Source organism: Ancylomarina longa (assembly GCF_003996985.1).
Lineage (GTDB): Bacteria > Bacteroidota > Bacteroidia > Bacteroidales > Marinifilaceae > Ancylomarina_A > Ancylomarina_A longa.
The window spans coordinates 1-11,985 of the sequence record NZ_RJJX01000040.1 but is presented as its reverse complement, the minus strand read 5'-3'; the positions used below and the strand labels follow the sequence as shown (position 1 = coordinate 11,985).

General features: G+C 32.5%; 6 protein-coding genes. All 6 read right to left on the bottom strand.

The genetic code is table 11. The features are described 5' to 3' along the window. Positions 1-286 precede the first annotated feature (286 nt). Positions 287-1,183 carry a tetratricopeptide repeat protein gene (locus tag DLK05_RS16060; protein WP_127345028.1) on the bottom strand — a complete coding sequence of 299 codons (897 nt, stop codon included), beginning with the start codon at positions 1,181-1,183 and terminating at the stop codon, positions 287-289. A gap of 355 nt (positions 1,184-1,538) precedes the next feature. Then, on the bottom strand, positions 1,539-1,829 hold the full coding sequence (locus DLK05_RS16055; RefSeq protein WP_127345027.1) for a hypothetical protein: 291 nt from the start codon (positions 1,827-1,829) through the stop codon (positions 1,539-1,541). Then, complete coding sequence (gene avs1c, locus DLK05_RS16050; RefSeq protein WP_127345026.1) at positions 1,819-2,076, bottom strand: AVAST type 1 anti-phage system protein Avs1c; 258 nt, start codon at positions 2,074-2,076, stop codon at positions 1,819-1,821. Before avs1c ends, DLK05_RS16055 begins: the two co-directional genes overlap by 11 nt. 3 nt (positions 2,077-2,079) lie before the next feature. Next, positions 2,080-7,227, bottom strand: coding sequence for a S1 family peptidase (locus DLK05_RS16045; protein ID WP_127345025.1), 5,148 nt, complete (start codon positions 7,225-7,227; stop codon positions 2,080-2,082). Then, a complete protein-coding gene (gene avs1a / locus DLK05_RS16040; protein ID WP_127345024.1) occupies positions 7,227-8,423 on the bottom strand; it encodes an AVAST type 1 anti-phage system MBL fold metallo-hydrolase Avs1a in 1,197 nt (398 codons plus the stop codon). Before avs1a ends, DLK05_RS16045 begins: the two co-directional genes overlap by 1 nt. 674 nt (positions 8,424-9,097) lie before the next feature. Then, on the bottom strand, positions 9,098-10,024 hold the full coding sequence (locus DLK05_RS16035) for a carboxypeptidase-like regulatory domain-containing protein (protein WP_209319926.1): 927 nt from the start codon (positions 10,022-10,024) through the stop codon (positions 9,098-9,100). Positions 10,025-11,985: the final 1,961 nt, after the last annotated feature.

The window sequence follows — 11,985 nt, the reverse complement described above, 5'->3', positions numbered from 1 at the left end:
CTAGTTATAATTTTTACAGCGTGTTGGGATGAGTTTTGCTGTGAATACCACTAATGTAAATTTTAAGCTATTCTGATTCATAAATTTACTTTTAAAATTTCATTTCCTTTTGTATAGTTTATACATTGGTGTATGAATAGTAGACGATTGCATTGCACTTTCCTCTCAAGATACATGAAAGCTGAAGCGGGACACAACCCTCGAATTTATTGTTGTCCCGGGTAGTTCAACATGTACTCATCGCTGGGTCTTGCAGACCGCTCATAGTTCTATTTATTGGCAACCGTTATTTCAATTTTTCTATCTCATTTTTAGCTTGTTCAATTGCACGCTTATCTCCATATTTAACCACTTTCTCATAATACTCAATCGCCAAATCTTTATCATTCATTTCTTTGTAACAGTAAGCGATATTATTTAGAACTATGAAGTCTTTAGGATTAATTTCTTCAGCTTTCTTTAATGGCACTAATGCTTTTTCATATTTTTTTTCCACAAGAAAGGTGATTGATGAGTTAGATAAGCTTTCAATATGGTTTGGATAATATTTTAAGACAGCTTGTGCAATTTCTCTCATATTATGCAATAACTCATCATCCATTGTATTATAAAGTTGCATCTGATAATCTTGTAATGAACCTAAAAAGAAATCTTTTCCATCTTTTCTTTTTTCGTTAAGTGTCCAAGTCCACTCATTATTATTTTTTGAAGAATAGTCAACTGTCACAATTATTTCATTGGTAAAGTTTCGCCAGTCTTTTATTTGGCCCAAAACATAGATTTTTCCAAATCTCATATCAAGTCGATTAGGATAGAGCTTAATTCCTTTGTCAATACTTTCAAACGCTAATTTTAAATTAGATTTTTCATAATCAATTTTACTACTAATAAATCCTGCGACTTGATTTGTACTATCTTTCAATTCCAAATACTTTTGTCCTCTAGGCGGTGTACCGCTTGCAAGTATTAATACTTCATTTCTGCTTTTTTGAAAATAGTAATTAAACAAACTCGTATAGAGTTCAGAATCGTTTGGCTTTTCTTGTTTCCATTTTTCTAAAAGCTCTTTCTGTCTAAGTGTATCTCCACTTGCTTGATATTTCTTAAAGTTTTCAAAATAGTTTTGACTATAAACATTAGTCCCTATAATCAATATTAAAAGTATTAGGCTTATTTTTTTCATTGTCTCTATGTTTTTTTTAATGATTGCCAATGGTAAGTATAAGAATAGTAGCCGACTGCGTGGCACTTTCCTGTCAAACCGCGACACAGTTTGAGCGGGCTACAAACCTTGATATTTAACACATCGCCTGCCATTACTTATACAAAATGTTAGCTACTAGTGTTGATTCGTTTTCAATTATTTATCATTTCATTCGTATTCCAAAAATTCCCAATCGAAGCACTGTTGTTCCCGAAAAAAATAGTTTTTAGGGTCGTCAAAAAAGCGGTGGCAGGCAGATAAGCTCTTTTGCAATTTCTGATTTGAGCGTTGGCTTGTGCAAATTGCAAATGTGCTTGGCTGTTCGAACTGGCTATTATTCTTTTTCACTATCTTCTTTCTTTATTAATTCAGGTGGAGGCATAAGTTCCATCCAATGCTGCATATTTGCTTGAAGTCTTAAACTTTCATCTACACTATTAAAATTGATTCGACCATTCGGAAAAAACTCAATACTTTTTAGTTGTGGTAAAGTTCTTTGTACAAAAAAAGGATCAAGTTGTTTGCTGCTTAATTTCCTTAATGCATCTTCAAAACTCAAACTAATGTTGTGTTCAAATTCAGCTCTACTACTTGGTGGCGGCATACCGTATTTATTATTCTTCATTATTAAAACCTTTTGGATTTAAATCAAAATGACCAATCATATTAGCCGTTGACCTAACTGACTCATCCACTGTGTTTAGATCAATTCTTCCATTTGGAAGTTTTCTCACTTCCGTCAATCCATTCATTGTTTTTCTTGTGTGTTGAGCAAAAGAGATTCTTTTATTAATGATTTTTTCTGCAAGCATATTTAACTTTTGCTCAAACTCATATCTTGAATCGTTAAAACTCCCTCTTGGTTCATACATAAGCTAGTAATTTAGAATATTATAAACTTCGTTTAAATTACTCTTGTCAACTCTACTCGTAATAGAAATATTAAGAGCATAATTTAAAATCTCGTCAAACCGACCATCGTAATAATTATCATTTGGAAAACTTCTTGTTAAATATTTATCCGATTTTCTAAATTCATCAATAGAAAGAGGTTTGCATTTTTCAACTATTGTTCCAAGAAGTGATTCGCAAAACTTTCTATTTAGAATTCGCAATTCATTGAACTCCTCAATTTCATACGAAATACTATCCAAGTAATCTTCTTCCAATGCAACATCTCCAACTAATACAATAGCTTCTGGAATGCTATTATATATTTCATTATAAAGTTTATTGTAGCCAATTTTATTTAAACCAATAGCCCCATCCAGTAAGTTCTTTTTAATCGTAAAATGTTCAACATTCACTAAGCTTTGATAACAGCTGATTTCATTTTCTAGGATATTACGAATTAGTTCTGGTTTTTCAATTGAGATATTCTTCAAAATTAAGGAACATTTAACTGATGAAATTTTAGGCTCATTTGAGCTAACTTCTTTAATTAAAATAGGGATCATAAGTTCTGGTTCATAAAGAACAAGATTTTGTATAGAATCAAATGCTCGTTTTGAGAAGCCTTCATATGGATGGCTTAAAAACCATATAAGAAATGAAGCTAATAATTCATCATTTGTTTTATTTCCTGATTCATCCTCAATCCATTCGTATTTTGCAAAAGCTTCATCGTCCGGATTGACCAATATTGAAAAATGTTTAGCAATAGTTTTATAAATTTCCTCTGTTTTTTCTAAAGATAGTTTACCCTCTAAAAACCATATTAATTTTGAAGTAATACTCCATGTATCATTTGAATACTGATTTATAAAATCTTTTAAATATTTGAAAGTGTCAAATTCATCCTGAAATAGTTGTTTCAGGTTTCTCTTTGCAATGCTGCTACTATTTGACCAATTACCTAGCCATATATTTACTCTTTCTTTATTAAAAGCTTGAATACCTTCTTTTATAAGGATGTCCTTAGATTTTTCATTTCTCTGACATGAGAAATTAAATATTCCAAAACAATCATTTTTTTTCTCTTCATTTGATTTTTGAGATTTCTTGTTATCAGTAACTATCCCCCAAGAAACATCTTCTTGCAGAAGGTAACCTTGAATCGTTTTTATACCTTTTTCTGAAATTTGACTTTTGAAACAATTTAAGTATTCAACTCTATCATCTATCAATTCTTCACTGCTAGCAATTTGAACTACTGATTTATAAAATTTATCAATATTGACATCATTTGTTTCTTCATAATGCTTTAGTAATAGGGCTTGAAGGTCTCCAAAATCTCGGATATACCTAAAAACATCATCATTAATTGTAAATATTTCTGCTAATGCCCATTTCAAATACAATGATTTTACTTTTATTTCGTTTAATATTTTTAAAACTCCACTTTGTTCTTTGATATTTCTTGCCCCTAGGCAATAACCATCACCAATACGTGGAGCATCAAAGGTGCTTTTTTCTGCATTTCTTATTATTAGCTGGGGAGATGGAATAACTTCTGATTTAAAATAATCAAGAGCAACATTAGTTTTACCACTTTTAATTAAATTCCCAATAAAAACTTCTTTTTCAACCCTCACATACCTTTGGAATGTCATTTCACCAGAAGCATAATCCAATAAAGCTGCAAATTCTTTCAAGTATTTATTTAGTTCATCTTCACCATTTGATAAATCTATAGTCGTATTTAATAAATCGAATTGGGCTTCTTTATACCAACTTGGTCCCATGGATGTTTTAAGCATGGCATTGAACATCTCAATACCTTTTTCATTTTCTGATATTAAGCCATACAGCTCAATAATCTTTAATAAGTCTGATGTTCTTTCCCACCTGTTTTCTATATTGTCAATAACATATTTACTCCATATTTCAAGTAACTGCTTAATACCATCTGTTTCATAGTTTGCTTTGACTAATCCTGAAATAATTTCGAATAGGCTTTTTCTAAAGCCTTCTGAATACAAGCCAACTTGATTTTGTGACTTCCTTTGAAATGATTGTAAAAAGTTATGCAATTCTACATGGCTGAACTGTGCTAGATACCAAGTAACTTTAGAATAAATCAATGGATAAATTGCTTCTGGTAAACTGTAACTTCTATTCCAGAAACTTCTTTCATCAAAAGAGAAATCTATTTTAGAAAGAACTTTTAAATATTCCTTGATTGTTGATTCCAATTCTTCCTTTAACTCCTCTGCATTACATAACTGAGATTTACCGTCTAAAAATGCAATGTTTTTAAAAACAGCGAATGAAAAGTCTTCCCATTTTTTATATCTATCATAGGTATTCTGAACTTTTGGTAAATCTGAAGAGTCATCTACATAACCTTTGAATTTGAACTTAAAATATAATTCGTGGACATCTTTATAGTTCAAGTCAACTCCATTGTCTTTTCTTAGGTTAAAGTCATCGCCAAACTTCAAATATCTTAAAATTAACGATTTAACTAAGTTGCTATTTTTGCTATTATCAATTAACGAATTAATTAGTATTTGAAGCTCTGATTTATCTTCATTGAAACCATATATTTCAATTAAGTTTTCTACATCCCTAATAGCAGAAAAGAAATTATCTGTTTTTTCGAAAACACCTGAACTATAAGTCGCGATCTCATCAAATAAAACTAATGAAGATGCTCTCATTTTAGCCCATTTTTCATCTATTTTGATACCTGTGGCTTTAGCTGTTGCCTCAGATTCCATAAAAATATCAAACCTTCTTAGAGCATAAGCACTTTGCCATGACGCTGCATATTCTCTTATCGTATATAAAGAGTCATACATTTCATTATAATTCTGCTCATCTGCAATATCTTGTTGTCTTTTTAAAACTTGCATAAGACCTGAGAAACCATGAAATCCTTCTTCAAAATCATCATTCATGGATAATGTTAAAGAGTTCAATTGCAACATAAAAGTATCGTAACCGATTCCTTCTTTGGAATTCATTCCTTCATTAATTTCTCTTCTATATCTTTTACTTATTGCGTCAAACAAAATTCGTCCTTCAGAATTTGCTTCATTCTCATATAATAATTGGAGAAACATTAATGCATCATAGTTATCAACTAATAAAGTATTTTCTCTAACCAAATACTTTAAGGCGGCTTCATAGTCACCTAGTGAAATTAAAGCACTTGCAATCAGATTTGCATTTTCAGCAAATACACTATCGTACCTAAATTCAATTCTTTGTAATAAAAGGAGCAGTCTTATAGTTTCAACTGTTTGATTTAAATCAATAGATATATTAATTATTTCTTTTAAATCACCAATTACCAATTCTGGCGAAACACTATTTAATGCACAATTATCAGCCCAATCTTGATTACAGTAAGTAATCGCATCTTCTTTATTTGTGCCTTGTGTCTGATGATATAGAAGGTTGTTTATTGAATATATATGGTCAATATTTAGAGAGCAAAACTGAGAAATGTAATCATTGGCTTGAACAGAATAAAGTTCTGTATTTAGAATGACATAATCCTTAAACGAGTTATGATATATTTCTAAATCTTTATCTCCTTTTAATAAATATTTTAGGTTGTTGAAGTGTGATAAGAAGCTTAAATTATAAGGTTCAGGAAGAACCTTTATTAAGTCTTCCTGCTTTAATGATTGTCTTAACCATGAAAGAATTACGATTATCCAAAGCTTGTCAGGCACTTCATATATTTTATCCCATAATGAATCATAGTATTTGCTAATGTCTCCGCCAATTGCAGGTATCTGACTTAACCAATTATCAATATCATTTAATTCATCCTTGTTAAGATTTTTAATATAATTGACTAGATACCTTAAATACAGAGGATGACCTTCAGATTTTACAGCTATTTCCTGAATTTTTTCAATGCTAATAATATCTTTACCAACCTCTTTTAAAATAAATGTTTCACACTGACCTAAATTAATAGGTTTAGCAAAAATAGTTTCATTTTGAGTTATAACTGATTTTATTTCAGAGGGTAGAATTTCTTTTGATGTGCATGAAAGCAGTATTTTAAGACAATCAGGTAATTCTAATGGAATAATATTTAAGAATACATTCAATTCTGGAATTTCATCAAGTCCATCAATAATTATAAGTCCTTTTTTCTTCTTCGACTGATAATATAACCCAAGCTCGTTTAGCAGTGAAGGCAACTTTTCTAATTTCTTTTCAATACTATTATTGTCAACAGGAGGTGGAGTTCCTGTAAGTTTTAGATAAATAATTTCTTCTAACCATTGAATGAAATATCTGTATGAGGTTTTTAAAGCCTTGGGAGTCTTATCATTTGGAACTTTAATAAAGTATTTGCCAAGAATATCTATATTTTCATCTTCAGGCAAATAACTGGCAACACTTATTGTTTTACCTGAGCCTGGCGAACCAGATAACAAGAACCATTTATTAGATGACTGAATAGTTTTATCAATTGCATCATGGTTTTCATAGTTTGGAGTTGAACTCTTGATATCATCTTCAAATTCATGAGGAATATCTAACACATTTATTTCTTCATCAACTTCTATATTATTATCGATTAAATAATCTTTAATTTTCGAAATACTTATTGCCAGTAATTTATCATCCTCTTGCTGTAAAATTACACCACAAACTTTATCAGATATAACTACAGGGGAACCAGAAAAACCACTGTAGTCAAAATCCTTTTCAATTTCTTCTGAATTTAGTATAAAATCACTTCTCTCCTTAATTTGAATTTGATTTACATTCCCGAATAGTCTTAAATCATTAGCTTGTCCGAAATATGGAAATCCGTTTGTTTCCCAGTTTTCATTAAATCGAATTGTTCTGGATTGAAGAGGTAAAAATTCATTACACTTTTTATCAATTTTAATTATTGCAATATCAAAATTTTCATCTTTTGATATTAGCTCTCCTGAAACTTCAGTATTGTCGAACAATTTGATTGAAATTTGAGAAGAGTCTACGACAACATGTAAGGCTGTTAATAATAGTGATTCAGCTATCAAGAAACCTGTTCCTTGTTCTTCATCACAAATAATCTTTACAATAGATTGTTTAATTTGAATTGGTGTAATTATACTCTTCATTATAGTTCAATTTCTATTGGAGACTTTTCTTTTGCTACATAAATCTCAAATAAATACTTTTCCTTCAAGTTTTCGTCATTTATTTCATGAATAAATTTTGGAAGGTAGTTAAAATGTAGATTGCGTGTAAAAGCCGATTTCCGATTTATTATTCGCGCTATTGTTTCGATATCTGGATGACCAAATTTGCTACCATCGGAAGATATGACATAATTTTTTGAATCAATTACTTCAAGTAGTTCTTTACTTGTATTTGTTATACTTCCATGATGGGATAGTTTGATAATGTCAAATTCGATTGGGAATTCTTCGCCTGAATAATGCATTTTCAAACTTTCTAATATTACCGAGGGGTGAGCATCAGCTAAAAAAAGCAATTTCTTATTATCTGTTTCAATCACAAATGAAATGGAACTACCATTAGTTACGGAAGTATCCTCTAAAATTTCTAGATTACTTAATTCGTCAATATCTATGTCACCGACAGAAATATCTTTCTTAACAAGAACTTTTTTCTCTTTTTCTTGCGCCATTAAAAATTCAAAAGCATCATCATAATTGGAGTCATCCTCTGATACATCATAACCTTTCTTATATAATTCTTTGTTCCAAAGTCTTTTAAGCTTTGAAAGCTTTTGGTTATTAGGGGAAAGAATTCTTATTCTAGTTTTATCATCTACGGTTATTGTATCAAGATTATCAATAGAAACTGCTTTGTCAGCAAACTCAGAATTCCATTTATATTTACCTTTTAAAATAAGAGCACTAAGAGCAGAACCTTGTTCGGCACTTATTTCATGTCGACCTTCAATGACTTCTTTTAAATAAGACTTGCCTGATAGTGCTGTTAAATCTGTTTTCCCATCAAAATCCTTCAGACTTAGATTATCTGATAGGTCTTTGATGTGTCGATAGGAGTTATGCCAGATATTTTCAATATTGATTATTTCACTATTTGTGTTTTTTTCTAACAGTCTTATTATTCCAGAAATATGGTCACTATCTATATGGGTTACTATTAAATGAGAAATTCTTTTTCCTTCTTCCGATTTCCCTTTTAGTTCATCAAACAAATATTCATTAAATGTATTTATGTAGCCACCATCAATAAGGAATAGATTGTTGGATAATTCTAGTAAAATACTATCACCGTTTAATGCTGGAAATATTTTGATTCTAATATTATTATCGCTCATTAGTTGTGTGGGTTAGGCAATTGCACTCTTTTGCAAATATTGGTTTGTGGGTCGGCTTGTGCGATTTGCAAATGTGTGCAATGTGCGTGGGCTTCCCCAACTGTCCCGAAGGGCAGAAGCGCGTGGGCAAAACAAAATCTTTTAATAGCACTCAGTTTCTTTTCAATATATCTAATTAGGTCTTTCAATTCTTAGTCTGGTTTTTCTCTTTTCGCCTTGCAGGTAACAAGTAGATAAGACACTATGCGTCTTATATCACTTATCTGTTATCTTTTGTAAATTATTGTAAATCTTATTGTTATTGGTTAAAATCACATCTAATGAGCTCTTGATTTTTGCAAGAGATTTATTACTCACAGGAGTGTAAACCTCTGTCGTTTTAGAACTTCCCTACCCCAAACCTTCCTGTATAAATCTCAAACCCGTTCCTTACTCCCACTAAGCTGTTAATCTGTACGAAATCGCCTAGTCTAATCTCCCCTTTCGCATTTAGTATGTTTTCTAAAAGCCCCCTAAAATTAAATATATAATTTAATATAGCATTCTCTTTTATCAAATTATGATCATAGAATCATTTTAAATAAGATTTACACTAATAAAAATAGGCTACCGAACTAGTCGGCAGCCTAAACTTAAAACATATAAGCTGCGAAAGCATTTTCATTTACGATTGGCTAGGACATGCTAGCTTCTTCAATTTGCACTGGTGTAAATGCAACATCCAGTACAATAGGTTGATCGGGCAGTATCACCAGCTTTTTCACTACGGTGATGTAAGCACTTCGGCTAAAGGCTATTTCGTGCATTCCCGGACTTAGGTTTGTAATGAAATAACCGCCTTTTTCGCCACCCTTTACCTGAGGTTTTTGTCCGTCGATACTTACCCGAACGCGGCGTATTGGTTTTCCGTTCACGGTATCGGTGAAAGTACCCTGAATGGCTCTTGTGCGAACCATGCTTCCGGGTATTTCGATGCTGCTCAGAAAATCCTGATACAAGGCAGCATCGCTTTCGGCGTATTTACTGCGCATGTACAGTTTCAACACATTGTTAAGCAAATTGGTGTATTGCTCCAACTTTTGATTAATACTTTTCCGCAGCTCCCTATGTTGTATACGGAATTCCTGTGGATCATTAATCTTTTGATCGAAGTCAGCTATTGCCGCAGACAAGGCAGTTCTGGCTACTTCATCAACACCTGCCAGCGTGGCTTCCCCGGCATTATCGGCACATATGCTTTGTAATTTCTGTGCATACAAGAGTACTTGCTCCGAAGATACTTTTCGGAGATTCGTAATTGTATATCCCGAGATATTACGAAAAATTTCCACCGACTTTAAATTGCCATAGCTAACAAGCAATCCCGACAGATTAAAGCATATCTTCTCTAATTTTTTTCGAGATTCCTGCTTTTCTTCGGTTTCGGATTTACTCTTGATTCCTAGCATGGGAATCAAATTATCAAACTCTGTTTTGATACCATTAACAGTAGTTATTACCTGGGTGAAGGTAGTATCCTCGCCCAATTTAGTCTGGTTTTGTTCTCCAAACTCCACCAAATCTTTCATTTGGCGGTATTGTTTAATTTCATTAGTGTTCATATATATCATTTTTAAACACAAGAAAAAATTGGTTTAGTACTACTTGCTATTCTGGCTAAACCCCTATAACAGCAAGCATAATAAGAGTTAAAGGTTCAAACTACCTACATGATATTCGAAATCCTTATTGGCATATTTCGCATATTATAATGTTTCTGACTTTTTGTATTCCCACATTCTGGCTTTACATTTCATTATACATAGCTATACTCGCCCAACATCTTACTATACTTTCGCTTCCCCTATGCTTCACTTTCTTTACAATCCTCTGTCCTTTCCACTCCCCTACTATGTATTCGCAATTTCTTTTGCTTCACGCTTTTTCTGATTCTCTTTAGTTTTTTTCTTTCCGCTTCACTTTCCACTACGCTCATCATTACACTCCCGTCTGTTCTCTTTACTTTCCACTGCTCTTATCATTACACTCACCTCTTTTATCATTACACTACACTACCCTTATCATTACGCTCACCTCTTTTATCATTACACTACACTACTCCTATCATTACGCTCACCTCTTTTATCATTACACTACACCACTCCTATCATTACACTCACCTCTTTTATCATTACACTACACTACTCTCATCATTACACTACATGCCTCTTATCATTACACTACAGCACTCCCATCATTACACTACACTACCCCTATCATTACACTACAGCACCCTTATCATTACTCTCACCACTTTTATCATTACATGTAACAGTACGACTAGCTTCCCGCGTTCCTTTTATCTGTCCTTTCCACCAGGCTTTTCTTTATCCGCTTCTCTCCCCTATTTACGCTTCTGCTAGATATTCTATACATTTTTGGCGCTTATCCATCCGCGCTTTTCTCCTTTCCTTAGCCAGCAGCATGACCTGCCTTCCTCTTTGCTTTTCTACGATCTATGTTATACATACTTACTTCCACCATAATATTCCACTTACGGCTTATTGCTAATTAGCCTTTCTCTCGCCAATACAAGCTTTAAGTGAAATAGCAAAAACAGTTACATGCAATTAGTCTTTAAAGCTAGATTTTGTTGACTTTGAGGACAATTGATATTTCCTCCGTCTATTTTCCTCCAATCCTTATCTATTTTAATTCGATAAACCATATATGTGCTTAAACTTATTTATGTTTTGATTTGAGTCTATGAATTTAAAAATTATTTTAACAAAGGCCACACTGTTTTAACTATTTTTTTGATTGATATATGAATTATTCTCCCTGCATATACCTTCTTCATAATATCCTAATTGCTGATAAATAGACAATTAGACATATTTCCTTGCATGTAAAATTTTGAATCTGAAACTGAGTTTCATAATAGTATGCGTATATGCATTTTATATTTACTTGGGAATTCACTATTTGCACCCCTCTGTCCTATCGGACATCTCCCCTGAAATGGGAGAACGCCATAAATAAACGGATGTGCAACTTGTTGGAGATTGTCACGGCTCCGTGCCTCCGCCTCACAATGACAACTTTGAAGAAATGGAGCAGTCTGCTGATGTGCGGATGCACGGTGGCCTGAAAAAAATGCGGGCCAGCGGTGGGGTGAATGGATATTTAGACTTTTCTGCTAACCAGAAAAGTCGTTAAGAATGTCCAGAGTGTGGGGATAGCATATTTTTTTCTTGATTTTTTGGTTCTTTTTGCATCAAGGCAAAATGAACGAAAGCATTGCACTCCTATCTCTGAACAGATTTCCTATTCCGTCGCGAATAATCATTTCACACTAAAGCATCACTTCAGTCAGCTAATCCCATACCTGAAAGGCTGGAATCTATCAGGCCTTCAGCCTGAATTAACCGTGGTTGTAAATAGCAAACAAAAAAGTATCAAATTTTCGCAATTAAAAAGTACCACTTTATAGGACAAAAAATTATTAATTGAATATTGATTTTCTATTCTCCATTCTATAGCTATTGCCATCAAGTTTTAGGACTTCGCAACGATAAAGTAA

Bases quoted from the DNA above. Each gene is read 5' to 3' on its own strand.
- DLK05_RS16060 (WP_127345028.1), bottom strand. From the start codon at position 1,183: ATGAAAAAAATAAGCCTAATACTTTTAATATTGATTATAGGGACTAAT.
- avs1a (WP_127345024.1), bottom strand. From the start codon at position 8,423: ATGAGCGATAATAATATTAGAATCAAAATATTTCCAGCATTAAACGGT.
- DLK05_RS16045 (WP_127345025.1), bottom strand. From the start codon at position 7,227: ATGAAGAGTATAATTACACCAATTCAAATTAAACAATCTATTGTAAAG.
- avs1c (WP_127345026.1), bottom strand. From the start codon at position 2,076: ATGTATGAACCAAGAGGGAGTTTTAACGATTCAAGATATGAGTTTGAG.
- DLK05_RS16055 (WP_127345027.1), bottom strand. From the start codon at position 1,829: ATGAAGAATAATAAATACGGTATGCCGCCACCAAGTAGTAGAGCTGAA.
- DLK05_RS16035 (WP_209319926.1), bottom strand. From the start codon at position 10,024: ATGAACACTAATGAAATTAAACAATACCGCCAAATGAAAGATTTGGTG.